This is a genomic window from Pseudomonas sp. X10 (assembly GCF_054889225.1).
On sequence record NZ_CM142677.1, the window covers coordinates 5616066 to 5640531 of the forward strand.

Here is a 24466-nt window from a genome sequence, read left to right on the forward strand (position 1 = left end):
GCGTAGTATGTTTCGTGCTGAATCGTTTTTCACGGCGTCCGTCATTGCGCCAACCAACGAAGCGTCACGGGTCAGAGGCCCCACGGCATGATTGAACTCGAACAAGAAGATCCTATTCCGCAAGGCGACCTGGCCTTGCAGATCACCGCATTGCCCCGCGAAACCAACGGTTTTGGCGATATCTTCGGCGGCTGGCTGGTCGCTCAGATGGACCTGGCCGGCACCGCTATGGCCAGCCGCGTCGCTGGCGGTCGGGTAGCCACGGTGGCGATCGATCGCATGGCCTTCCTGGTCCCCGTAGCCGTGGGCGCGCAGTTGTCCTTCTATACCCAGACCCTGGAAATCGGCCGCAGCTCGATCCAGATGATGGTCGAGGTGTGGAGCGACGATCCTCTGTCCAGTGAATGGCGCAAGGTGACCGAAGCGGTGTTCGTCTTCGTCGCCATCGATGGCAGTGGCCGTACCCGCTCTGTTCCTCGTCGCTGAGCCTCGGGCGCGGTAAACTCGTGGCAAGGCACAAGGCCCAAAGGCCCTACGGCAAACCAACGAGACAAGCTCATGGCTACTCCCAAGGTCGAAGCAGAACAACACGGCGAACTCAATTGCTGGCGTATCACCAGTGACCACGCCGAACTACTGATCGCCCAGCAGGGCGCCCAGGTCCTGAGCTATCAGCGGCTGGGCGAACCGCCTTTGTTGTGGTTGAGCGACCAGGCCCTGTTCAAGCACGGCAAGTCCGTGCGCGCCGGAGTGCCGGTGTGCTGGCCCTGGTTCGGTAACCTCCAGCGTAATCCGCAGAGTGTGCAAGCCATGTTCCACGGCGAACAGGCGCCAGCCCATGGGCTGGCACGCGACCGCGACTGGCAATTGCTGGGTATGGACGGCGATGGCGACGATCTTCGCATCGAGTTCAGTCTGCCCGAGGCCCAGGGCGACCTACCGGGCTGGCCGCACAACGTCGAGTTGAAGCTGCTGATCGAGCTGGGTGAACAGCTGAACCTGACCTTGACCAGCTACAACCTCGGCAACGACAACGTGACCATCAGCCAGGCGCTGCACAGCTACTTTGCTGTCAGCGACGCGCGCCAGGTACAAGTCGAAGGTGTCGAAGGCCTGGACTACATCGAGACCCTCGCCAACTGGCAACAGCGCAAGCAACAGGGGCAGTTGGGCTTTGCCGGCGAAACCGACCGCATCTACCTGCAGACGCCCGCACGGCTGAGCATCCTCGACCCCCACTGGAACCGGCGCACCACGCTGCTCAGCCGCGGCTCGCGCTCGACGGTGATCTGGAATCCGTGGACGGACCGTGCCCGGGACTTGCCGGACATGGCCGATGATGGCTGGCAGCGCATGCTGTGCATCGAAACGGCGAATGCCTGGGACGATGTGGTGACTCTGGCGCCTGGCGCCAGCCATTCGTTAAGCGTCAGTATCGGCAACGAAGCACTCTAAGCCGGCACTGCAACAACTGACGGGGCGCATAGCGGCCCCGCCCCTGCGCCTACAAGTCCGCCTCTTCCACCACCCTCACCGCCCCCGCATCCATGGCATAAGCGGCATCGGCCAGGTCGTTGCTGACCTGCTCGACCTTCAACGTGCCACTGACCCACAACGGCGTGTAAATATCGTCGATCTTCAGCCCCTTGGGATAACGCACCAGCACCAACTGGTTGGGTGGCGGCGGCGGCACATGGATGCACGCGCCCGGGTAAGGCACCAGGAAGAACAATGTGCTGTTGCCCTTGGCATCGCTTTCCAACGGCACCGGATAGCCACCCAGACGGATCTGCTTGCCGTTCATGGCCGGCACGGTCTTGGTCGAATACATCACCGCTGGCAAGCCCTTGCTCTGCTTCAGGCCGCCCTTTTCGGTGAAGGTCCCCATGGCTTCCGGGGAGTCGTGATCGATTTCGGGCATCTGCTCCAGGGCTTTCTGATCCGACTTGGGCATCAGTTCCAGCCAGTCGGTCTCAGGCAACTCGGCGCGGGCCAGGCTGCTGGCCAGTAGCAGGGGAATCAGGAAAAACGCACGCATGGAAAATGCTCGGCAACACAGATGGGTTGCCGGGCATTCTAGCCTGCAATCAACGTTTTTTGATGAACCCGTAGATCACCAGAAGGATGATGGCGCCAATCAGCGCGCCCAGGAAACCGGCACCTTCGCCTGCCTGGTAGATACCCAGCGCCTGCCCGCCATAGGTGGCCGCCAGGGAGCCGGCAATGCCAAGGAGGATGGTCATGATCCAGCCCATGCTGTCGTCGCCGGGTTTGAGGAAGCGCGCCAGCAGGCCGACGATAAGGCCGATGAAAATGGTTCCGATGATACCCATGAAAATCCCTCTGAATGGAAATGGAACATGCCCAAGCCTAGTCAGCGCTTCGGCATACCGCCATTCAGAGGGCTTGAAGCCCGCAGAGGTTCAATCAGCTTGCGATCAGACCTTCGACCTCAGCGATCTTTTTCTTCAGGCTGGCCATATCGGCGCAACGCAGGGTGGCGTGGCCAACCTTGCGCCCGGCCTTGAAGGCCTTGCCATAGTGATGCAGGTGGCATTCGTCGACGGCCACGACCTTGTCCACCGCCGGTACTTCGCCGATGAAGTTGAGCATGGCGCTTTCGCCGACCTTCGCCGTCGAACCCAGCGGCAGGCCTGCCACTGCACGCAGATGGTTCTCGAACTGGCTGCACTCGGCGCCTTCGATGGTCCAGTGCCCGGAGTTGTGCACGCGCGGGGCGATCTCGTTGGCTTTCAGGCCACCGTCGACCTCGAAGAACTCGAACGCCAGCACGCCGACATAATCGAGCTGCTTGAGCACGCGCCCGGCATAGTCTTCGGCCTGGGCCTGCAATGGATGCGCTTGGCTAGCCACCGACAGGCGCAGGATGCCGCTCTCATGGGTGTTGTGCACCAGCGGATAGAAGCGGGTTTCACCATCGCGGGCACGCACGGCGATCAGCGAGACCTCGCCCGTGAAAGGAACGAAGCCTTCCAGCAGGCAGGGAACGCTGCCCAGTTCGGCGAAAGTGCCGACTACGTCCTCGGCGGTACGCAGGACTTTCTGACCTTTGCCGTCGTAGCCCAGGGTACGGGTCTTGAGCACGGCCGGCAGGCCGATGCTGGCCACGGCGGCGTCCAGGTCGGCTTGGGACTGAATGTCGGCGAAGGCCGGGGTAGGAATGCCCAAGTCCTTGAACATGCTCTTCTCGAACCAGCGGTCGCGGGCGATACGCAGGGCTTCGGCGCTCGGATAGACCGGAACGAACTGGGAGAGGAAAGCCACGGTCTCGGCCGGAACGCTTTCGAACTCGAACGTCACCAGGTCGACTTCGTCGGCCAGCTGGCGCAGATGGTCCTGGTCACCGTAATCGGCGCGCAGGTGCTCGCCCAGGGGCGCAGCACAAGCGTCCGGGGCCGGGTCGAGAAAGGCGAAGTTCATGCCCAGCGGAGTGCCCGCCAGGGCCAACATGCGGCCCAGTTGGCCGCCACCGATTACACCGATTTTCATGCTCGTAACCTCAGGCCTGACGCGGGTCCGGATTGTCCAGGACGGTTTCGGTCTGTTCCATGCGGAACTGCTTGAGTGCTGCGTGATACTGCGGGTACTTGGCACCCAGGATGCTCGCCGACAGCAGCGCGGCATTGATCGCGCCGGCCTTGCCGATGGCCAGGGTGGCTACCGGCACGCCCGCGGGCATCTGCACGATCGACAGCAGTGAATCGACGCCGGAGAGCATCGACGACTGTACCGGCACGCCCAGCACCGGCAGGTGGGTCTTGGCGGCGCACATACCGGGCAGGTGGGCAGCACCACCGGCACCGGCGATGATCACCTCGATGCCACGGCCCTCGGCCTCTTCGGCGTACTGGAACAGCAGGTCCGGGGTACGGTGGGCGGAAACCACCTTCACCTCGTAGGGAATGCCGAGTTTTTCCAGCATATCGGCGGTGTGGCTAAGGGTGGACCAATCGGACTTGGAGCCCATGATCACGCCAACCAGTGCACTCATCGTCGAGCCTCTTCGCTTGTGCGCCCGGGGGCGCGTCAAAAAACAACAAGCCACGCGGGACGACCGGCGTGGCTTGTTAATGCTAATCGGGGGCCAGTCATGCCGGCCGAGGGCCGCGCAGTATAACGTAACGAGGTACGTTTAAGGCACCCCGGCGACAAACTGCCTGGCCTTATTTTTCGGGGCCTTGGCTGACTTTCGAGTCAAGCGTTCCCGCAGAACTACCCTCGAGCTTGCGCCAGAGCAATCGCACGTTCGCCTTGCGCACCAGGGCACAGCGATACAGGCGGATTTCCAGCGGCACATGCCATTGGCTGCCCCCGCAGATCACCAGCTCGCCACGCTCCAGTTCGGCGCGCACCGAAAGACGTGGCACCCAGGCAATGCCCAGGCCTTCCAGGGCCATGCTCTTGAGACTGTCGGCCATGGCAGTCTCGTAGACCGTGGTATAGCGCAGGTTGCGTTGACGCAGCAGGAGGTTGACCGAGCGTCCCAGGAAGGCGCCAGCGCTGTACGCCAACAACGGCACACTGCTCTCGCCTTCCAGATCGAACATCGGCTTGCCTTCCGCATCGGCGGCACATACCGGCAGCATTTCGGTGTGGCCCATGTGCAGCGAAGGGAAAATCTCCGAGTCCATCTGCAAAGCAGCATCCGGGTCGTAGAACGCCAGCATCAGGTCGCAGCCCCCTTCGCGCAGGGCATGCACCGCATCGCCGACGTTGGTTGCCACCAGGCGCGTGGCGATGTTCAGGCCGTCATTGCGCAGTTGTGCTACCCAACGCGGGAAAAACCCAAGGGCCAGGGAGTGCGCGGCCGCCACTTGGATCACCTCGCCCTGCCCACCCTCGAGGTGATGAAGATGGCGGAGAACTTCGCCCAACTGGTCGACAACGGTACGAGCTGTGACAAGAAACAGCTGCCCGGCCTCCGTCAGCTCGATGGGCGTGCGGGAACGGTTCACCAAGGTCAGTCCCAGCGCCGCCTCCAGGCTACGTATACGCCGACTGAACGCTGGCTGGGTCACGAAGCGGCGCTCGGCGGCCTGGGAGAAGCTGCGGGTGGCGGCCAGGGCGCTGAAATCTTCCAGCCATTTGCTTTCGAGGTTCATTGCTGTCTCCCGGCGTGCACCAAAATGGAACACGCTCGAATGTCGTTTGGCGTCACATCAATCACTATGCCGTTTGTGCATAGGTTAGCGTGCAACAGCATTGGCCGCAAAATCGGCGCAGGCCTAGCATTGGCGCCATTCCGGCATGTGCCGGGTCAAAATCGAGATGATATCCGTCATGTCCTCCGCTGCATCGTTCCGCGTCGAAAAAGACCTGCTTGGTACCCTTGAAGTCCCTGCTGATGCCTACTACGGCATCCAGACCCTGCGCGCTGCCAACAACTTCCACCTGTCCGGTGTTCCACTGTCGCACTATCCGAAGCTGGTCGTGGCCCTTGCCATGGTCAAGCAGGCCGCTGCCGACGCTAACCGTGAGCTGGGTCACCTGAGCGATGCCAAGCACGCCGCCATCAGCGAGGCCTGCGCTCGCCTGATCCGCGGTGACTACCACGAGCAGTTCGTGGTCGACATGATTCAAGGCGGTGCTGGTACTTCCACCAACATGAACGCCAACGAAGTCATCGCCAACATCGCGCTGGAAGCCATGGGCCACCAGAAGGGCGAGTACCAGTACCTGCACCCGAACAACGACGTGAACATGGCGCAGTCGACCAACGACGCCTACCCGACCGCGATCCGCCTGGGTCTGCTGCTCGGTCACGACGCGCTGCTGGCCAGCCTCGACAGCCTGATCCAGGCCTTTTCCGCCAAGGGTCAGGAATTCGACCATGTACTGAAGATGGGCCGCACCCAGCTGCAGGACGCCGTGCCGATGACCTTGGGCCAGGAGTTCCGCGCCTTCGCCACCACCTTGACCGAAGACCTCAACCGCCTGCGCAGCCTGGCGCCGGAGTTGCTGACCGAAGTCAACCTGGGCGGCACCGCGATCGGTACCGGCATCAACGCCGACCCTGGCTATCAGACCCTTGCCGTCCAGCGCCTGGCGACTATCAGCAACCAACCGCTGGTACCGGCTGCCGACCTGATCGAAGCCACCTCCGACATGGGTGCCTTCGTCCTGTTCTCCGGCATGCTCAAGCGCACGGCGGTCAAGCTGTCGAAGATCTGCAACGACCTGCGCCTGCTGTCCAGCGGCCCACGCACCGGCATCAATGAAATCAACCTGCCAGCACGCCAGCCAGGCAGCTCGATCATGCCAGGCAAGGTCAATCCGGTAATTCCGGAAGCGGTCAACCAAGTGGCCTTCGCCATCATGGGCAACGACCTGGCCCTGACCGTCGCCGCCGAAGGTGGCCAACTGCAGCTGAACGTCATGGAGCCCCTGATCGCCTACAAGATCTTCGACTCGATCCGCCTGCTGCAACGCGCCATGGACATGCTCCGCGAGCACTGCATCGTCGGCATCACCGCCAACGAACAGCGCTGCCGTGAACTGGTCGAGCACTCCATCGGCCTGGTCACAGCCCTGAACCCGTACATCGGCTACGAGAACGCTACCCGTATCGCCCGCGTAGCCCTGGAAAGCGGCCGCGGCGTGCTGGAACTGGTACGCGAGGAAGGCCTGCTGGATGAAGCGATGCTCAACGACATCCTGCGTCCGGAAAACATGATTGCCCCACGTCTGGTTCCGCTGAAGGCGTAACCGGCGAACTGAAACAGCTCACCAGGTCGAGGGACTAGACACCTCTCAACCTTTAAGGGCCCGAGCCTATGCTCCGGGCCCTTTTTTTATTCAGCGCCGCCCTGTTGCAGAGGAGGGCAGGTACCAGCCCCTGCCACCAAGACAGTGGCTACTCTGCATCGCAGCATGGCATTTCGGCCATCCTTGTGCAGACGCATGGCCATTGTCCCGGTATAGTGCCGGCCCTCTTGCCCTGGCGGCGCTGCCAACGCGGCATGCCAATGGCCAGGCAAGACGCACGTATACAAGCATTCAATCGGCGAACCGCCGCGGCGCTCCCTGTTGCTCCATTACACGGAACCTCCTGGATAACAGGAGCGCCCCAGTCATTTCGCCATCGGTTAAAGCGAGGAAAAATCCATGCTTGAAGTCATCAACGACTTCCTTTCGGGCAAGGTACTGATCGTGCTGATTGTCGGTCTGGGCAGCTACTTCACGATCCGCTCGCGTTTCGTTCAATTGCGTCACTTTACCCACATGTTCTCGGTATTCCGCCAAAGCCTGCGCAACAGCAGCGACCAGCTCAGCTCGTTCCAGGCGCTGATGCTCAGCCTGGCCGGCCGGGTTGGCGCGGGCAACATCGCCGGGGTCGGCATTGCCGTGACCCTGGGCGGGCCCGGGGCCGTGTTCTGGATGTGGGTCACTGCTCTGGTCGGCATGTCCAGCAGCTTCTTCGAGTGCACCCTGGGCCAGCTTTACAAGCGCTGCGACAGCGAAGGCCAGTACCGTGGCGGCCCTTCGTTCTACATCGAGCATGGCTTGGGCAAACGCTGGCTGGGCATGATCATGGCCTTCCTGCTTCTGGTGACCTTCGGCTTTGCCTTCAACGGCCTCCAGGCCCATGCGGTGACCCACTCGCTGAACAATGCCTTCGGCCTGTCCACCACCCACACCGGCATCGCCCTGGCCGTCTTGCTGGGCCTGGTGTTCATCGGCGGCATCAAACGCATCGCCGCCGTTGCCGACCTGCTGGTACCCGTCAAGACTCTGGCCTACATCGCAGTCACCTTGTATGTGATCGTGCTGCAGTTCGACCAGGTGCCAGGCATGCTGCTGACCATCGTCAAGAGCGCCTTCGGCCTCGACCAAGCCTTCGGCGGCCTTATCGGCAGCGCCATCGTCATGGGTGTGAAACGCGGTGTGTTCGCCAACGAGGCCGGCCTGGGCAGCGCGCCCAACGTAGCAGCGGTGGCGCAGGTCGATCATCCGGTGGCCCAGGGTGTGGTCCAGGCGTTCAGCGTGTTCCTCGATACCTTCATCATTTGTACCTGCACCGCCCTGCTGATCCTGCTATCGGGCTTCTATACCCCCGGCTTCGAGGGTGATGGTATTGCCTTGACCCAGAACTCCCTGGCCGCAGTAGTCGGTGACTGGGGGCGCATCTTTATCAGCGTGGCCCTGGCATTGTTCGTGTTCACCTCGATCCTCTATAACTACTACCTGGGCGAGAGCAACCTGCGCTTCCTCCTCGGCGACAATCGCAAGGCACTGATCGGCTACCGTGCACTGGTATTGGCGCTGATCCTCTGGGGTGCAGTGGAAAACCTGAGCACGGTGTTCGCCTTCGCCGATATCACCATGACCTGCCTGGCCTTCGTCAACCTGATCGCCTTGGCCCTACTGTTCAAGATCGCCATGCGCGTGCTGCGCGACTATGACGAGCAGCGGGCTGCCGGGGTCAAGGTGCCGGTATTCGATGCTGGCAAGTTCCAGGATCTGGATCTGGACAAGCAGGCATGGCCGGAGCGGGACAAGCGCTAAGGCGCGCAGAATCGCTGCAATGACCAGCATCGTCTGGCGATGGGCCGCGTAGCGGCCCTGATGGCGCCGATGAAGGCTGAGCAAGGCACACAAATTGCTCCACAATGCTTCCAGCCTCTCCGCCGGAAACCGAGCATGCTGCACAGCCACCTCACCACCCTCAATGCCGTCTCGCTGATCCTGCAGGTCTTCCAAGCAGAAGGCCGAAGCGCCGAGGAACTGCTCGCCGGCAGCGGCATCGGCCCGGCCGACCTGGGCCACGCCGATGCCCGCATCACCACCCAGCAGGAACTGCAGGTGTGCGCGAACGCCGTGGCCCGACGTGAGGAAATCGGCCTGGAGCTGGGTCAGCGCATGCACGTGTCGTGCTACGGCATGCTCGGTTACGCCCTGCTCTCCAGTGCCACCTTAGGTGACGCCTTGCGCCTGGCGCTGCGCTATCCGGCGCTGTTGGGAACACTTTTCCAATTGCGCCTGGTCGAGGACGGGCCACGTGTCTGGCTCAGCGCCAGCGATTACCGGGAGACCCCTCGTCTGGCTGCATTCAATGCCGAATTCTGCCTGCTTTCACTGAAAGTCATCTGTGATGACCTGCTGGGCCAGCCGCTGCCATTGCTGGCAGCACGCTTCGAATACGCTCGCCCAGGCTATCATCCGCTCTACGACGGTGCATTCCAGTGCCCCGTGGGGTTCGACGCCAACGACAATGCCTTCGCTTTCGAACGCCGTTGGCTGGACATGCCCTTGCCCTTGGCCGACCCGATCACCCACAAGGCCATGAACGAACGTTGCCGGCGCCTTAACCTTGAGTTCACCGGGCGCCAGGCCTGGCTGGGACGGATTCGCCAGTTGCTGCTCCAGCAACTGGATGCCGCACCTGGCCTGGAGGGCCTGGCGCGGCAGATGAACTGTTCATCGCGCACTCTGCGGCGTCATTTGCAAGCGCTGGGCAGCAGCTACCAGCAATTGCTGGATGAACTACGCTTCGAGCGCGCCAAGCAGTTGCTCGCCGAAGACCAGATGCCCATCTACCGTATCGCCGAGACCTTGGGCTTCAGCGAGACCGCCAGCTTTCGCCATGCCTTCCAGCGCTGGAGCGGTGTCGCCCCCAGCCACTTCCGCAGCTGATGCCGGGGACGCAAAGGGACACAGCAGTTGGCCAGATCTATCCCCTTTTGGCCGTTTGCGTCGTTCTCCAGTCATTACCCAGCGGCTGACAATGGGGCACGCCAGTCATTAGCGGAGAACAAGAAATGCTGACGATCTATTCCGATGACCACCGCCTACACCACGGCCGCTGCGAGCTGATCGACGGTCAACTGATGCCCTGCTTCGAGATGCCCTCGCGTGCCGACCATGTCCTCGAACAGGTCAAGGCGCGCGCCCTGGGCCCAGTGCAAGGCCCGACCGATTTTGGCCGCGCGCCGCTGCTTCGGGTACACAGCGCTGGCTACCTGGATTTCTTCGAGGGTGCCTGGGCACGCTGGGAGCAACAGGGCCACGAAGGTGACTTGCTGCCCTTCACCTGGCCAGCGCGTACCCTGCGCCGGGTCAAGCCGAGCGGCCTGCATGGCGAGCTGGGCTACTACAGCTTCGATGCCGGTGCGCCGATCACGGCGGGCACCTGGCAAGCGGCCTACAGCGCCGCGCAGGTGGCACTGACTGCACAAGCGGCGATCCAACAGGGCGCGCACACCGCCTTCGCCCTGTGCCGCCCACCAGGGCACCATGCCGCAGCCGAAGTCATGGGCGGGTATTGCTACCTGAACAATGCTGCCATCGCGGCCCAGGCCTTTCTCGATCAAGGCCGGAAGAAAGTGGCGATCCTCGACGTCGACTACCACCACGGCAATGGCACCCAAGACATCTTCTACACGCGCAACGACGTGTTCTTCGCCTCTATCCACGGCGACCCCCAGGCGGAATTCCCGTTCTTCCTCGGTTATGCCGACGAAGAAGGGGAAGGCGACGGGCAAGGCTGCAACCTCAACTATCCCCTGCCGGCTGGCAGCGACTGGGCAGTATGGAGCCAGGCCCTGGATGACGCCTGCCAGCGCATCGATGCCTACGCGCCGGATGTGTTGGTGATCTCCCTGGGTGTGGATACCTTCAAGGACGATCCGATTTCACAGTTCCGCCTCGACAGCCCGGACTACTTGAAAATGGGCGAACGCATCGCCCGCCTCGGCAAACCGACCTTGTTCGTCATGGAAGGCGGCTATGCAGTTGAGGAAATCGGCATCAATGCCGTCAATGTGCTGGAAGGTTTCCAGCGCGCCCAACCTGGAGCCCAGGCATGACACGACTCAAGCAACTGCTCGCCCCACTGCTCTGCGCCGGCCTTGCCGCCAGCAGCCTCCAGGCTGTCGCCGAACAGCGCACCTTGCGGGTCTACAACTGGTTCGACTACATCACGCCGCAAACCCTGACGGACTTCCAGAAGGACAGCCAGGTCAAGTTGGTCTATGACATCTTCGATACCAACGAGGCGCTGGAAGCCAAGCTGCTCACCGGCAACTCCGGCTATGACGTGGTGGTGCCATCCAATGTGTTCCTCGCCAAGCAGATCGAGGCCGGTGTGTTCCAGCCCCTGGACCGCGAAAAGCTGCCCAACTGGCAGCACCTGGACCCGGCCTTGATGAAGCTGATCGAGGCCAACGACCCGGGCAATCGCTTTGCCGTACCCTACATGTACGGCACCGTGCTGATCGGCTTCAACCCGGACAAGGTCAAAGCCGCCCTTGGCGACAATGCGCCGGTAGACAGCTGGGACCTGATCTTCAAGGAAGAGAACATCGCCAAGCTCAAGCGGTGCGGCGTCGCCCTGCTCGACTCGCCGTCGGAGATCCTGCCACTGGCCTTGCAGTACCTGGGCTTGTCGCCGAACAGTGACGACCCGGCCGACTACAAGAAGGCCGAGGCGCTGCTGTTGAAGATCCGTCCGCACATCACCTACTTCCACTCTTCCAAGTACATGGCCGATATCGCCAACGGCGACATCTGCGTGGCGGTAGGCTATTCGGGCAGCTTCTCCCAGGCCGCCAACCGCGCCCGGGATGCAAAGAACGGCGTCGTGGTAGACATGCGCCTGCCCAAAGAAGGCGCGCCCATCTGGTTCGATATGCTGGCTATCCCCAAGGGCGCGGCCAACCCCGAGGATGCCCATGCCTTCATCAACTACCTGTTACGGCCGGAAGTGATTGCGCCAATCAGCGACTTCGTCGGCTACCCCAATCCGAACAAGGACGCCACGGACAAAGTGGCCCCGGAAATCCGCAACAACCCCAACCTCTACCCCACTACCGAGGCCATGGCCAAGCTCTATACCCTCAAGCCGCTGACACGCGCGGCGGAACGGGCGCGGACCCGGGCCTGGACCAAGATCAAGTCCGGCACCTAGCGACCTGTGTGGCCGGTTCGTTTGCTCAACTCCGGCGCCAGGCCTTGCGCAGCCGCAGTAACGCATCGGCAATCTCGGCTTCGCCCACAGCGGCGAAGCCCAGTACCAGCCCGGCACGGTTATCCACAGGCGTCTCACTGTCCTCGAGCCAGTAGCTGCTGAGCGGATTGACTTCCACCCCCACCGCTTCGGCCTGCGCCACAAGCGCCTGTTCACGCGCGTAGTTATCCACATCGACCTTGACGTGCAGACCCGCCGCCACTTCCGGCATCGGCCCCAATCCGGGAATATCCACAGGCCAGCCGGCCTTGAGCACGTTGCGCCGGCTCAATGCAGCGCGGCGCATCCGCCGAATATGGCGCTGGAAGTGCCCCTGGGCCATGAACTGCGCCATGACGCTCTGGGTGCCCACCTCGGAATGCCTGACCGCCAGCGCCCGCCCCTGGGAGAAGGCCTGCACCAGTTGCGCTGGCAGGACCAGGTAGCCCAGGCGCAGGGCAGGAAAGGCGATCTTGCCGAAAGTCCCCACGTACAGCACCCGACCCTGCCGGTCCAATGCTGCCAGGGGCGCCAACGGGGCACCGCTATAGCGGTACTCGCCATCGTAGTCGTCCTCGATGATCCATCCATCGTTGCGCTCGGCCCAGGCCAGCAATGACAGGCGCCGCGCAAGGCTCATGGTGACGCCCGTCGGGTACTGGTGAGCCGGGGTGACGTAGGCCAGCCGGCAGTCCTCCAGGGTTTCCAGCCTCCCGCAGTCGAGGCCTTCGTTATCCACAGGCACTCCAATCACCCGTGCCCCAGCGAGACCGAAGGCATGCCCGGCAGCGCGATAACCTGGGTTTTCCACAACGACCCGGTCACCTGGCTCCAACAGCAACTGTGCACAAAGGCTAATGGCCTGCTGCGCACCACTGGTGATCACAATTTGTTCAGCGGTACAGGACAGTCCTCTAGAACGGCGCAGATAGGTGGCGATCAGTTCACGCAGCAGCGGCTCGCCGGCCGGATCGCCATAACCGAGCTGCGCAAGATCCGGATCACGCCAGAAACCCGCTTGTAGCTTGGCCCAGACCTGAAATGGAAACAGATCGAAGGCCGGCACCCCCACGCGAAAAGCTTGCGGCGCCCCACTTCTCGGCGCTGGCAGATGGTGCTTTTTCAGACGCTCAAGAGGACCGCTGGAGCGGGACTTGCTGGATAAATCCTCAGTATTTTCTGGCGAAATTGTGGATAAAGCTGTTGATAAACCCAGGGATAACCCTGTGGACAATTGTGTGGATAGTTTAGGCAGCCGACTCACATAGGTGCCATCGCCCACCCGACTCTCAATGTAGCCTTCGGCATACAGCTGGTCATAGGCGCGCACCACGCTGTTGCGGGACAGCGCCAACATCGCGGCCAGGTCACGGCTGGCGGGCAGGCGTGTACCGCTGCTCAGGCGACCATCCAGGACTCGCGCGCGCAATGCCTGGTACAGCTGCTGACTGAGGCCACGGCGGCGATCAAGAACGATGCCGGCAGGATCGAAAGGCAGGACAACAGGACGCTGGCTCATGAAATTGGACCTATGAAAACAGCCTTGAATGGCTCTTACATTGAGCCAATAGCCTGCCTAGGATGAAGCCAATCCACAAGGAACACGCCATGTACAGTGCCAGAGCTCATCAGGAACACGATCTCGGACATCTGCACCAGCAGATATTGCATACCCGCCTCGCTGTGCTGGTCAGCCAGGGCAAGCAAGGTTTGCTGGCCACCCATCTGCCAATTCTGCTCGATCCCGGCGAAGGCGCCCAAGGCACCCTCTATGGGCACCTGGCACGAGTCAACCGGCAATGGCAAGACCTGGGCAACGGCAGCGAGAGCCTGCTCGTGTTTCCCGGCCCGGATGCCTATGTAAGCCCCGGCTACTACCCGAGCAAGGCAGAAAACCCGCGCACCGTTCCGACCTGGAACTATCTGGCGGTCCATGCTTATGGTCAGGCCGAAGTCATCCACGATGCCACGCGCCTGCTGGACATCGTCAGCCGCCTGAGCGATCGCCACGAGCAAGGCCGCCCAGCGCCCTGGAAGGTCGCCGATGCGCCCGCCGACTACATTGACGGGATGCTCCGCGCCATCGTCGGGTTCCGCCTGCCCATCGCTCGCCTGCAGGGCACCCGCAAACTCAGCCAGAACCGTTCCCCTGTGGATATGGAAGGTGTGCGTACAAGCCTGGCGAATAGTGCCGACCCACTGGACAACCATCTCGCCGCGCAGATGCGCCAATCTTGAGGACAAGCACCATGCCAAGCGTCACCCTCCGCCCAGTCAGCATCAATGACCATGCCGCCTGGCTGCCCCTGTGGCAGGCCTACCTACGTTTCTACGAGACCCACTTGGCTGAAGAAGTCAGCGCGAGCACCTGGCAACGCCTGCTCGACCCCACCGAACCGACCCACTCGGCCCTGGCCTGGGTGGATGGTAAAGCGGTGGGCATGGTCAACTGGATCTATCATCGTTCCAACTGGAGCATCGAAAACTCCTGCTACCTGCAGGACCTGTATGTCGCCAGTGAACAACGCGGCCTGGGCATCGGTCGCCAACTGATCGAACACGTCTACGCGGCAGCCAAGGCAGCTGGCTGCGTCAAGGTCCATTGGCTGACCCACGAAACCAACGCCACCGCGATCAGCCTGTATGAGCAGGTCGCCGAACGGCCGGGCTTCATTCAGTTCCGCAAAGCGCTGTAACGCCAGGAGTCCATCATGAGTCGTCGTTTACACTGGCAGCCCGCCCGGGCACCACAAGCCGCGCCCCTCACCGGTCGCTTCATCCGGCTGGAAAAACTCGACCCACACCGCGACCGGAACGACCTTTGGGACGTGTTCCAAGGGCCGGATTCGGACCCGTCCCTCTGGGCTTACCTGGCCTATGGTCCGTTCACCGACCGTGAAAGCTTCGACCACTGGCTCGACAGCAATGCAGCCAGCCGCGACCCACTGTTCTTCAGTGTCATCGACCAGGCCAATGGGCAGGCCCAAGGCATCCTCAGCCTGATGTCGATCGTGCCGGACCAGGGCCGCATCGAGATCGGCCATGTCACCTTCGGCGCCGCCATGCAACGCACGCCCAAGGGTACCGAAGCGATCTACCTGCTGGGCAAGCTGGCTTTCGAACTGGGCAATCGCCGCCTGGAGTGGAAGTGCAACAACGCCAACGCCCGTTCCAAACGCGCGGCCGAGCGCTTCGGCTTCACCTTCGAAGGCGTGTTCCGCAAACACATGGTGATCAAGGACCAGAACCGCGACACTGCCTGGTTCTCCATCACCGATGATGAGTGGCCAGCGATTGCAACAGGGGTCGAGCGCTGGTTGAGTGAGGATAACCAGAGGCCGGAGGGGCAGGTCAGGACGCTGGAAGCCTGTCGCGGAGCAACCTGATACGTCAGGGCAGATACTTGCGTAACGCGGTTCGTGCGCCCGACGCTGCAGATCAACTGACTTGCCGCTGGCGCCTGACCACGCCCATCTGCAAACCGAACGGGCGGAACACGGCGTTCAGCGACTTGAGCGTCGGGTTTCCTTCGCCCTGCTCGATCTGGATGAGCGTACGGACTGATATCTTGCACATGCGGGCAAACTGGCTTTGCTGCAACTTCGCAACCTCGACGCGCAAACGCCGCACCCCCGCCCCCAACTCAAGAGAACCGTCGGCAATACCCTCACGGACACCCTCGATCAACAGACCGCGAACATCGATCGAAACCGTCATACCAACCCCCACTCTTTCATGCGCTGATCCAGGTTCTTCAAGGCAATGGCCGGGTGGTTCATCACTGCGGTCGGCAAGCCACTGTCAACCAGGAGGTCTGGCAACGCCAGGAACAATCGGGCGTCCTGTCGAAGCCGGTCAAAAGCCTGCTGCGGCTCCACCAAACCTTCCAGGCTGTTGCAGGCGGCGCGCCAGTCCACCTCGCCAGCACGCTCGATGGCCGACGGCCATTTGCTGGTTCGGGTGATGCCCTCGGCATCCAGCACCATCGGCGCAAGGTCATAGATCGGGGCCAGGCGCAATGCATCCTGGCTGCGAATGATGGCGGTATTGCGCCCGTGGTTGTCGGAATTCCCCAAAATCTTGTTGATCAGGTCACGACGCAAGTATTCCGCCACCAGCCCGGGCACTTGGGCTGCCTGCCCAGCATCCGTCCACAATTGCGCCAGCAAGCGGATGACTTCAAGGTGGTCCAGCCTGCTACCCGGTTCTGTCACGCCTGCCAACGAGTAGACCGACTCTACCGCCAGACGCTCCACCCCGCGCTCACTCACCCGGCGGTCAAAGCGTTTCATCCACAGGCTTGGCTTGCTCGCCTCTTCCAAAGCCATCTCTGCAGTGGCTACGGTGTCGATACCCAAATGCTGTAGCGCTTTGTAGTAAAGGAATTCCGCCCGCAGAATGTCCTGGTCATTGCTCAGCGCCTGGTTGCGGGCAAACTTCACAAACCAATGGCAGGTTGCCTGGGTATCCTCCAGAACCGCGTCTGGATAGAGCAGCCCGTCGCGCCCTTGCGTCAGCAACAGCTTGGGTGCTTCTCCGCCCGCCCCGGTTGCCCCACCGATTGCAGCACCTTGCTCGTAAGCGTATTCGAGGAAACGCTGATCACGGATGACTACATCCTGGCGGGTGAAGCCCATCGGCTCCCCTGTAGCCAGCACCTCAACCGACTCCTTGATGCGCAGGTTGCCAATGGGTGCAGGGGTGCAGCGTTGCAACAGGAACATGTCATCACTAAGACCCTCTGGCTTTTCGCGACCGATATGCCTGAGCAAGAAGCGCTTGGCGGCGCCTGAAGGCGCGATGTCATGGAGAAAGGCAGGCGCCTGCTTCAGCAAGACGATATCGAAATCCACGGGCAGCCTTACGCTGACTGCCATGGCGAACGCACTCTGGTAGGCATCGAGGTTGTCCCTGATGTAGGTGGATTTGTAGGCTATTTCGCAAGGGCTCCGAAAACCGTTTTCCGGTTGGGAAAAGCCCATGGACATGACGTCCTGCCATCGACCTTGCGCGTAGAGCTGAAGCGTGAGTAGGTACATAAGCTACCTGCATTTTAATGCACTTCCACACGAGTATAGTGCGAATAATCTGCAATATAGTGCGTTTTCAATGGCGAAGAAAATAGATTTCTGCATTTTAATGCATATTTCGCTGCCCCAAATGGAGCATCATGTGCGTTTTAATGCAGACCAATAGACGAAAAAAAGGGGAGCATCCGCTCCCCAGAGGTTAACCGCTTACAGATGAGAGCTTTGCTCAGCCCTCGATCTCGATCAGGATCTCACCCGGGTTGACCCGGTCGCCTTTGGCAACATGGATGGCGGTGACCTTGCCGGCGATGGCGGCCTGGACTTCAGTCTCCATCTTCATCGCCTCGGTGATCAGCACGGCCTGCCCCGCCTTGACGGTGTCGCCTTCCTTGACCAGCACATCGACGATGTTGCCCGGCATGGTGGTGCTGACATGGCCTGGCGCGCTGGCTTGCTTGCGCTTGCTGCCGCCGCCGCTGACGAATTCGTTGAGTGGCTCGAAAACCACCTCTTCCGGCATGCCGTCGATGGACAGGTAGAAGTGCCGCTTGCCTTCGGACTTGACGCCCACACCGGTGATGTCGACGCGGTAGGTCTCGCCATGCACGTCGATGACGAACTCGGTCGGCACGCCTTCACCACCGGCCGAGGCCACCGCGCCAGCTTCCGGAATCGGCAGCAGGACTTCAGGGGTCAGAGTCCCGGCTTCACGTTCTTCGAGGAACTTGCGGCCAATGTCCGGGAACATGGCGAAGGTCAGCACGTCTTCTTCGGAATGGGCCAGGCTGCCGATCTCGGCACGCAGTTTGGTCATTTCCGGCTTGAGCAGGTCGGCCGGACGCACATCGATCACATCTTCGCTGCCGATCGCCTGACGCCGCAGCTTCTCGTTGACCACGCCCGGGGCCTTGCCGTAGCCGCCTTGCAGGTACAGCTTCACTTCATTGGTGATGGTCTTGTAGCGCTCGCCAGCCAACACGTTGAAGAACGCCTGGGTACCGACAATCTGCGAGGTCGGGGTGACCAGCGGCGGGTAGCCGAGGTCTTCACGTACCCGCGGGATCTCTGCCAGCACTTCGCTCATGCGGTTCAGCGCGCCCTGTTCCTTGAGCTGGTTAGCCAGGTTGGAAATCATCCCGCCTGGAACCTGGTTGACCTGAACACGGGTGTCTACGGCAGTGAATTCGCTTTCGAACTGGTGGTATTTCTTGCGCACGGCATAGAAGTAAAGGCCGATCTCCTGAAGCAGCTCCAAGTCCAGGCCGGTATCGAATTCACTGCCTTTCAGGGCGGCGACCATCGATTCGGTACCCGGGTGGCTGGTGCCCCAGGCAAAGCTGGAAATGGCAGTGTCGATGTGGTCCGCGCCGTTCTCGATCGCCTTGAGCTGGCACATGGCGGCCAGACCGGCGGTGTCATGGGAGTGGACGAACACCGGCAGCCCCTGCTCAGCCTTCAGCGCCTTGACCAGCTCGCCGGTGGCATACGGCGTCAGCAGGCCGGCCATGTCCTTGATCGCCACCGAGTCGCAACCCATGGCTTCCATCTGCTTGGCCTGGGCCACGAAAGCCTCGATGGTGTGCACTGGGCTGGTGGTGTAGGCGATGGTGCCCTGAGCGTGCTTGCCGGCGGCTTTCACGGCCTCGATGGCTACACGCAGGTTACGCACGTCGTTCATGGCGTCGAAGATGCGGAACACGTCGATGCCATTGACCGCTGCCTTGGCGACGAAGGCCTTGACCACGTCATCGCTGTAATGGCGGTAGCCAAGCAGGTTCTGCCCACGCAGGAGCATCTGCAGGCGGGTGTTGGGCAGGGCCGCGCGCAGCTTGCGCAGGCGCTCCCATGGATCTTCCTTGAGGAAGCGCACGCAGGCGTCGAAGGTGGCGCCGCCCCAGACTTCCAGCGACCAGTAGCCGACCTTGTCGAGCTTGTCGCAGATCGGCAGCATGTCTTCGGTGCGCATGCGCGTGGCCAGCAGGGACTGGTGGGCGTCACGCAGGATCGTATCGGTAACAAAGATCTTCTTGGACATTCTTATCTCCTCATAGCGGCAAGCTTCAGGCTACGAGCCGCAAGAAAAAGCCGATTTGCTTCTACTTGCAGCTTGTAGCTGACAGCTTGCAGCTGCATTCATAGGCCTGCGTGGGCGGCGATGGCGGCGGCGATGGCCAGGGCCAGCTCTTCGGGTTTGCGCTTGATCGAGTAGTTGGTCAGCTCCGGATGGCTTTCAACGAAACTGGTGTTGAAATGCCCACTGCGGAATTCCGGATTGCGGAGGATTTCCTGGTAGTACGCGGCGGTAGTCTTCACGCCTTGCACACGCATGTCGTCCAGGGCCCGCAAGCCGCGATCCATGGCTTCTTCCCAGGTCAACGCCCAGACCACCAGTTTCAGGCACATGGAGTCGTAGAACGGCGGAATGGTGTAGCCGGTGTAGATCGCCGTATCGGTACGCACGCCGGGGCCGCCGGGCGCGTAGTAGCGGGTGATCTTGCCGAAGCTGGGCAGGAAGTTGTTCTTCGGGTCCTCGGCATTGATGCGGAACTGCAGGGCATAGCCGCGGTGCTGGATGTCTTCCTGCTTGACCGACAATGGCAGGCCCGAAGCAATGCGGATCTGCTCGCGGACAATATCGATGCCGGTGATTTCCTCAGTGATGGTGTGCTCGACCTGCACCCGAGTGTTCATTTCCATGAAGTACACTTCGCCATCAGCGAGTAGGAACTCCACGGTGCCGGCGTTCTCGTAGCCGACCGCCTTGGCCGCGCGCACCGACAGGTCGCCGATATAGGCGCGCTGCTCGGGGGTCAGTTGCGGGCTGGGCGCGATCTCGATGAGCTTCTGGTTGCGGCGCTGGATAGAGCAGTCGCGCTCGAACAGGTGCACCACGTTGCCAAAGCTGTCACCAAGGATCTGCGCCTCGATATGCTTGGGATCGACGATGCATTTTTCCAGGAAGACCTCCGCCGAGCCGAACGCCTTGGTGGCCTCGGAAATGACCCGCGGGAACGCCTGTTCCAGTTCTTCACGGCTGTTGCAGCGGCGGATACCACGGCCGCCACCACCGGAGGTGGCCTTGAGCATCACTGGGTAACCGATCCGGTCACCTTCGCGCAGGGCTTCGTGGATGTCGGCGACATTGCCTTCGGTACCGGGCGTTACCGGTACACCGGCCTTGATCATGCTGCGGCGCGCTTCGGTCTTGTCGCCCATGCGGCGAATGACTTCGGCAGCCGGGCCAATGAACTTGATCCCGCGCTCGGCGCAGATGTCCGCCAACTCGGCGTTTTCCGACAGGAAACCGTAACCTGGGTGCAAGGCATCGCAACCGGTTTCGACCGCTAGGTTCACCAGCTTGCGCGGGTTCAGGTAACCGGCCAAAGGCTCGGCACCGATACTGTACGCCTCATCGGCACGCTTGACGTGCAAGGCATGACGGTCGGCGTCGGAAAAGATCGCGACCGAGCGAATGCCCATCTCGGCGCAAGCACGCACGATCCGAACTGCAATTTCACCCCGGTTGGCGATCAGGATTTTTTTTATCACTGGAGTCTTCCCAAAGCCGATGGAACACACGAGCCGGCAACACCGGTCGGCGCGTGACCAGATACTGCTGGCCAGTCGCATATTCACCCTAGCGCTGTAGGTCGATAAACAAAAATCAATATTTATTAGAGACAGTATTAGCAAAAGCTTATAGTGCTGTTACAAGGTTTTGCCGGAGCTCGGGAAAAAATGCGTAAGTCATTGATGCGTATGACATTGCGTCAATTGCAGATCTTCAATGAGGTGTGTGATTTGCGCTCCTACAGTCGGGCCGCGGAAGAAATGGCCCTGACGCAACCCGCCGTTAGTCTACAGATCCGTCAACTGGAAGAGCTGGTCGGCCAACCCCTGTTCGAGTACGTCGGCAAGAAGCTGTACCTCACCGAAGCGGCCGAAGCCCTGCAGCGGGCCAGCCGGGATATCTTCGGGCGCCTGGAAAGCCTCGACATGCAACTGTCAGACATGCAGGGGTCACTGCAGGGTCAGTTGAAACTGGCGATCGAGTCCAGCGCCAAGTACTTCGTGCCACACCTGTTCGCCGCCTTCAAGCAGCGTCACCCGGAGGTCAACCTGACCCTCACGGTCGTCAACCGCGCCCAAGCCATCCGGCGCCTTTCGGACAACCGTGACGACCTGATCATCATGTCCATGGTGCCTCAGGACATGGGGCTGGAATTCATGCCGTTCCTGAACAACCCGATCGTCGCCGTGGCGCCACCGGACCATCCGCTGTGCAAGCTGGAACGCCTGCGTCTGCAGGATCTTGAGCCTCATACGCTGCTGATCCGCGAGCAAGGTTCAGGCACGCGCAAAGCTTGCGAGGAGTACTTCAAGGACAAGCGCGTGCATTTCACCCAGACGCTGGAAGTGGCCTCCGCCGATGCGCAGCGTGAGTGCGTGATCGCCGGACTGGGCATCGCTCTGTTGACCCGCCACGCGCTCAACCTGGAACTGGCCACCGGTATCCTGCGTGAGTTGCCGGTAGAGGAGCTACCACTGTACCGCAGCTGGTGCGTGGTCCAGTCCAAGGCCAAGCGGCAGTCACCGGTGGCCCTGGCGTTCCTGGCGTTCATTCGCAACGAGCGAGCGAAGATCAGCGAGCTTGTGGAGCGGTTTTCGGGGCGCTTGCCGCCGATACCTGCCACACAGTGATATCCCGCAACTCCGGATAATCGGCTATGTCGCGAAGCAATTGACGTTGCTCGCAGTAGCTTTCGATCGCGCGGCGGAATTCCATGCGGCGCTGATCCTTTTCCTGCTGCTTGCGTGTCTTGGCGGTAGGTTGGTACGAGCCATCGAGTTCACGAGCCATTGCCTGTCTCCCTTGTCGAGTGCGGGAGCTTCAGCCTGACCTCAGTGCTTTACGATTTGGCGGAAAAATGGTTACAAATCCGTGAAATCTGCCGCCAAATCGACGATTTAGTCGTCCGTGGCCTTGACCGACTTAGGTGACAGCCGCAGGCTGCGCAAGCTGCGCTTGACGCTCTTGAGGTGGTTGACCAGGCTCGGGCCGCGCGCCATGGCCACGCCCATGGCCAGCACGTCGATCACCACCAGGTGAGCGATACGCGAGGTCAACGGGGTGTAGATCTCGGTGTCTTCATGGACATCGATGGCCAGGTTGACGGTCGACAGCTCGGCCAGCGGCGTCTGGCTCGGGCACAGGGTGATCAGTGCCGCACCGCTTTCCCGCACCAGATTGGCGGTGATCAGCAAATCCTTGGAGCGCCCCGACTGGGAGATGCACACGGCCACATCGCCTGGCTTCAAGGTCACCGCCGACATCGCCTGCATGTGCGGGTCGGAATAGGCTGCGGCGCTGAGCAGGAGCCGGAAGAACTTGTGCTGGGCATCGGCAGCCACCGCGCCGGAAGCGCCAAAGCCGTAGAACTCCACGCGCTGCGCCTGGGCCATGGCCGTCACTGCCTTTTGCAACGCCTGGGCATCAAGGTGCTCACGCACCTCCATCAGGGTGTGCAGGGTGGTGTCGAAGATCTTCAGGCTGTAGTCGGCGACCGAGTCGTCTTCGTGGATCGCGAACTGGCCAAAGCTGGCACCGGCAGCCAGGCTCTGGGCCAGCTTGAGCTTGAGGTCCTGAAACCCGGAGCAACCAATGGCTCGGCAAAAGCGCACGATGGTCGGCTCGCTGATACCAACGCTGTGGGCAAGATCGGCCATGGAACTGTGCATGACAGCGGCCGGATCGAGCAGCACGTGGTCAGCTACTTTCAGTTCCGATTTGCGCAGCAGGTGGCGCGATTGGGCGATATGTTGCAACAGATTCACAGGCTGGACTCGGTTATGATCGACAGGCCGGGTTGTAGCTTTCTTGTAGTTATACTACATGACCGACGACCCGCCCAGCTAAACGATCTAGGAGCGTAGTGGTATTGACTATTCCTTGCGACATTCTGGTATTCGGCGGCACGGGCGACCTGGCCCTGCATAAATTGCTGCCGGCGCTCTATCACCTGTATCGCGAGGGCCGCCTGCACCCTGCCGTGCGGATCATCGCCCTGGCCCGGCGCAATCTGCCACGCAACGACTACCTGAAACTCGCCGAGCGGCGCTGCAGGGCGCAGATTGCCCGCAACGACTTCGAGGAAGACGTCTGGAACCGGTTTTCGGCACGCCTGGACTACTTCTCCATGGACGCCTCGCAGAGTGCCGATTTCGGTCGCCTGGCGCGCTTTCTCGGTGAGCCAGGCGGGCTGACGCGGATCTACTATCTGGCCACCGCGCCCAACCTGTTCGTTCCGATCGCCAACCACCTGAAGGTGGCCGGCCTGGCCGACAACGAAGCACGCATCGTGCTGGAGAAACCCATCGGCCACTCGCTCGAGTCCGCCACCGCGATCAACGAGGCTATCGGCGCGGTCTTCGAGGAACCCCAGGTATTTCGTATCGACCACTACCTGGGAAAGGAAACCGTGCAGAACCTCATGGCCCTGCGCTTCGCCAATGCCCTGCTGGAACCGGTGTGGCGCAACAGCCAGATCGATCATGTGCAGATCAGCGTCTGCGAAACCCTGGGTGTGGAAAACCGCGGTGCCTACTATGACGGTGCCGGGGCCACCCGCGACATGCTGCAGAACCACCTGCTGCAGCTGCTGTGCCTGGTAGCCATGGAGCCGCCAGCGCAGTTCGAAGCAGAAGCGGTGCGCGACGAAAAGGTGAAGATCCTCCGTGCACTCAAGCCCATCACTGGTCAGGACGTGCAGGACAAGACCGTGCGCGGCCAGTACAGCGCCGGCAAGATCGGCGGCCAGGAAGTTCCAGCCTACTACTTCGAGAAAGATGTCGACAACGACAGCGATACCGAGACGTTCGTCGCCGTACAGGCGCATATCGACAACTGGCGCTGGGCCGGTGTGCCCTTCTACCTGCGCACCGGCAAGCGCCTGGCACGCCGCTCATCGCAGATCGTCATCCAGTTCAAGCCGGTGCCCCACGAGCTGTTCAGCGGCGGCCAGGTCAACCAATTGCTGATCCAACTGCAGCCCGATGAGCGCATCAGCCTGCGCATGATGACCAAGAGCCCAGGCAAAGGCATGCGCCTGGAGCCGGTCGAGCTGGACCTGAACCTGGCCCAGGTGTTCGGCCAAACCCGACGCTGGGATGCCTACGAACGCCTGTTGCTGGACGTGCTGGCCGGCGACTCGACCCTTTTCATGCGCCGCGACGAAGTGGAGGCCGCCTGGACCTGGATCGATCCTATCCTCACCGGATGGCAGGAGCACTTCCAGGCTCCACGCCCCTACCCGGCCGGCTCCAACGGGCCGGAGCAAGCGCATAGCCTGTTGGCCCACCAGGGGCGCCGCTGGCATTTCTAGCGCTGGCGGCAGCCATAGCAAGGTGGGCCGCTCAAGAACGCGGCTCGGCCAGCCAGCCCGCTGAGCGGCAGGCCAGCAGCGGCAAGATT

General features: G+C 61.6%; 24 protein-coding genes. 12 read left to right on the forward strand and 12 right to left on the reverse strand.

Annotated features, from left to right (window positions below; all coding sequences use genetic code 11):
- Window positions 1–87: 87 nt before the first annotated feature.
- Together ACYU03_RS25565 and ACYU03_RS25570 are read left to right on the forward strand one after the other, a co-directional pair.
- Window positions 88–486, forward strand: coding sequence for an acyl-CoA thioesterase (locus ACYU03_RS25565; protein WP_003253317.1), 399 nt, complete (start codon window positions 88–90; stop codon window positions 484–486).
- Between the two features lie 72 nt (window positions 487–558).
- The gene (locus ACYU03_RS25570; protein WP_461887379.1) at window positions 559–1455 is read left to right on the forward strand and encodes a D-hexose-6-phosphate mutarotase; all 897 of its coding nucleotides are present in this window, start codon (window positions 559–561) and stop codon (window positions 1453–1455) included.
- A 49-nt stretch (window positions 1456–1504) separates the two neighbouring features.
- On the opposite strand, the gene ACYU03_RS25575 is transcribed toward ACYU03_RS25570, so the two are convergent.
- From ACYU03_RS25575 to ACYU03_RS25595, 5 genes are all read right to left on the reverse strand, one after another.
- Window positions 1505–2038: a DUF3299 domain-containing protein gene (locus tag ACYU03_RS25575; protein WP_461887380.1), complete on the reverse strand. Its 534-nt coding sequence runs from the start codon at window positions 2036–2038 to the stop codon at window positions 1505–1507.
- Window positions 2039–2087: 49 nt separating this feature from the next.
- Window positions 2088–2333, reverse strand: a complete 246-nt coding sequence (locus tag ACYU03_RS25580; protein ID WP_461887381.1) for a GlsB/YeaQ/YmgE family stress response membrane protein — start codon at window positions 2331–2333, stop codon at window positions 2088–2090.
- 94 nt (window positions 2334–2427) lie between these two features.
- Window positions 2428–3510, reverse strand: coding sequence for a 5-(carboxyamino)imidazole ribonucleotide synthase (locus ACYU03_RS25585; RefSeq protein WP_461887382.1), 1083 nt, complete (start codon window positions 3508–3510; stop codon window positions 2428–2430).
- A gap of 10 nt (window positions 3511–3520) precedes the next feature.
- Window positions 3521–4012 (reverse strand): 5-(carboxyamino)imidazole ribonucleotide mutase, encoded by a 492-nt coding sequence (gene purE / locus ACYU03_RS25590; protein WP_461887383.1) that lies wholly within the window; start codon window positions 4010–4012, stop codon window positions 3521–3523.
- Between the two features lie 172 nt (window positions 4013–4184).
- A complete protein-coding gene (locus ACYU03_RS25595) occupies window positions 4185–5123 on the reverse strand; it encodes a LysR substrate-binding domain-containing protein (RefSeq protein ID WP_461887384.1) in 939 nt (312 codons plus the stop codon).
- 178 nt (window positions 5124–5301) lie between these two features.
- On the opposite strand from ACYU03_RS25595, the gene aspA reads away from it, so the two are divergent.
- The 5 genes from aspA (at window position 5302) to ACYU03_RS25620 (ending at window position 11926) form a co-directional block, all read left to right on the forward strand.
- Entirely contained in the window at window positions 5302–6726 is a 1425-nt protein-coding gene (gene aspA / locus ACYU03_RS25600) for an aspartate ammonia-lyase (RefSeq protein WP_461887385.1), read from the forward strand.
- A gap of 399 nt (window positions 6727–7125) precedes the next feature.
- Window positions 7126–8526 carry an alanine/glycine:cation symporter family protein gene (locus ACYU03_RS25605; protein ID WP_461887386.1) on the forward strand — a complete coding sequence of 467 codons (1401 nt, stop codon included), beginning with the start codon at window positions 7126–7128 and terminating at the stop codon, window positions 8524–8526.
- Between the two features lie 135 nt (window positions 8527–8661).
- Window positions 8662–9654 carry an AraC family transcriptional regulator gene (locus ACYU03_RS25610; protein WP_461887387.1) on the forward strand — a complete coding sequence of 331 codons (993 nt, stop codon included), beginning with the start codon at window positions 8662–8664 and terminating at the stop codon, window positions 9652–9654.
- Between the two features lie 125 nt (window positions 9655–9779).
- The gene (locus ACYU03_RS25615) at window positions 9780–10826 is read left to right on the forward strand and encodes a histone deacetylase family protein (protein ID WP_461887388.1); all 1047 of its coding nucleotides are present in this window, start codon (window positions 9780–9782) and stop codon (window positions 10824–10826) included.
- On the forward strand, window positions 10823–11926 hold the full coding sequence (locus ACYU03_RS25620; protein ID WP_461887389.1) for a polyamine ABC transporter substrate-binding protein: 1104 nt from the start codon (window positions 10823–10825) through the stop codon (window positions 11924–11926). Before ACYU03_RS25615 ends, ACYU03_RS25620 begins: the two co-directional genes overlap by 4 nt.
- Window positions 11927–11951: 25 nt before the next feature.
- On the opposite strand, the gene pdxR is transcribed toward ACYU03_RS25620, so the two are convergent.
- Complete coding sequence (gene pdxR, locus ACYU03_RS25625) at window positions 11952–13484, reverse strand: MocR-like pyridoxine biosynthesis transcription factor PdxR (RefSeq protein WP_461887390.1); 1533 nt, start codon at window positions 13482–13484, stop codon at window positions 11952–11954.
- An 89-nt stretch (window positions 13485–13573) separates the two neighbouring features.
- Between pdxR and ACYU03_RS25630 the strand changes: the two genes are divergently transcribed.
- From ACYU03_RS25630 to ACYU03_RS25640, 3 genes are read left to right on the forward strand one after another with little or no spacing between them, the layout of a single operon-like run.
- Window positions 13574–14203, forward strand: coding sequence for an FMN-binding negative transcriptional regulator (locus ACYU03_RS25630; RefSeq protein WP_461887391.1), 630 nt, complete (start codon window positions 13574–13576; stop codon window positions 14201–14203).
- 11 nt (window positions 14204–14214) lie between these two features.
- Window positions 14215–14661 (forward strand): GNAT family N-acetyltransferase, encoded by a 447-nt coding sequence (locus ACYU03_RS25635; RefSeq protein ID WP_461887392.1) that lies wholly within the window; start codon window positions 14215–14217, stop codon window positions 14659–14661.
- Window positions 14662–14676: 15 nt separating this feature from the next.
- A complete protein-coding gene (locus ACYU03_RS25640; RefSeq protein ID WP_461887393.1) occupies window positions 14677–15351 on the forward strand; it encodes a GNAT family N-acetyltransferase in 675 nt (224 codons plus the stop codon).
- Between the two features lie 52 nt (window positions 15352–15403).
- On the opposite strand, the gene ACYU03_RS25645 is transcribed toward ACYU03_RS25640, so the two are convergent.
- The 4 genes from ACYU03_RS25645 to ACYU03_RS25660 form a co-directional block, all read right to left on the reverse strand.
- Entirely contained in the window at window positions 15404–15682 is a 279-nt protein-coding gene (locus ACYU03_RS25645; protein ID WP_461887394.1) for a helix-turn-helix domain-containing protein, read from the reverse strand.
- Window positions 15679–17004 (reverse strand): type II toxin-antitoxin system HipA family toxin, encoded by a 1326-nt coding sequence (locus tag ACYU03_RS25650; protein ID WP_461887395.1) that lies wholly within the window; start codon window positions 17002–17004, stop codon window positions 15679–15681. Before ACYU03_RS25650 ends, ACYU03_RS25645 begins: the two co-directional genes overlap by 4 nt.
- A 217-nt stretch (window positions 17005–17221) precedes the next feature.
- Window positions 17222–19030: a sodium-extruding oxaloacetate decarboxylase subunit alpha gene (gene oadA, locus ACYU03_RS25655; protein ID WP_461887396.1), complete on the reverse strand. Its 1809-nt coding sequence runs from the start codon at window positions 19028–19030 to the stop codon at window positions 17222–17224.
- 98 nt (window positions 19031–19128) lie between these two features.
- Window positions 19129–20544, reverse strand: coding sequence for an acetyl-CoA carboxylase biotin carboxylase subunit (locus ACYU03_RS25660; RefSeq protein ID WP_461887397.1), 1416 nt, complete (start codon window positions 20542–20544; stop codon window positions 19129–19131).
- Between the two features lie 189 nt (window positions 20545–20733).
- Here ACYU03_RS25660 and ACYU03_RS25665 point away from each other — a divergent pair, with 189 nt between their 5' ends.
- Window positions 20734–21696 (forward strand): LysR family transcriptional regulator, encoded by a 963-nt coding sequence (locus tag ACYU03_RS25665; RefSeq protein WP_461887398.1) that lies wholly within the window; start codon window positions 20734–20736, stop codon window positions 21694–21696.
- Here ACYU03_RS25665 and ACYU03_RS25670 read toward each other — a convergent pair.
- Window positions 21638–21856, reverse strand: coding sequence for a PA3496 family putative envelope integrity protein (locus ACYU03_RS25670; RefSeq protein ID WP_461887399.1), 219 nt, complete (start codon window positions 21854–21856; stop codon window positions 21638–21640). The genes ACYU03_RS25665 and ACYU03_RS25670 overlap by 59 nt on opposite strands.
- Window positions 21857–21963: 107 nt before the next feature.
- The gene (hexR, locus tag ACYU03_RS25675) at window positions 21964–22830 is read right to left on the reverse strand and encodes a transcriptional regulator HexR (RefSeq protein ID WP_461887400.1); all 867 of its coding nucleotides are present in this window, start codon (window positions 22828–22830) and stop codon (window positions 21964–21966) included.
- A 104-nt stretch (window positions 22831–22934) separates the two neighbouring features.
- On the opposite strand from hexR, the gene zwf reads away from it, so the two are divergent.
- The gene (gene zwf / locus ACYU03_RS25680) at window positions 22935–24377 is read left to right on the forward strand and encodes a glucose-6-phosphate dehydrogenase (RefSeq protein WP_461887401.1); all 1443 of its coding nucleotides are present in this window, start codon (window positions 22935–22937) and stop codon (window positions 24375–24377) included.
- The last annotated feature ends 89 nt before the right edge of the window (window positions 24378–24466 follow it).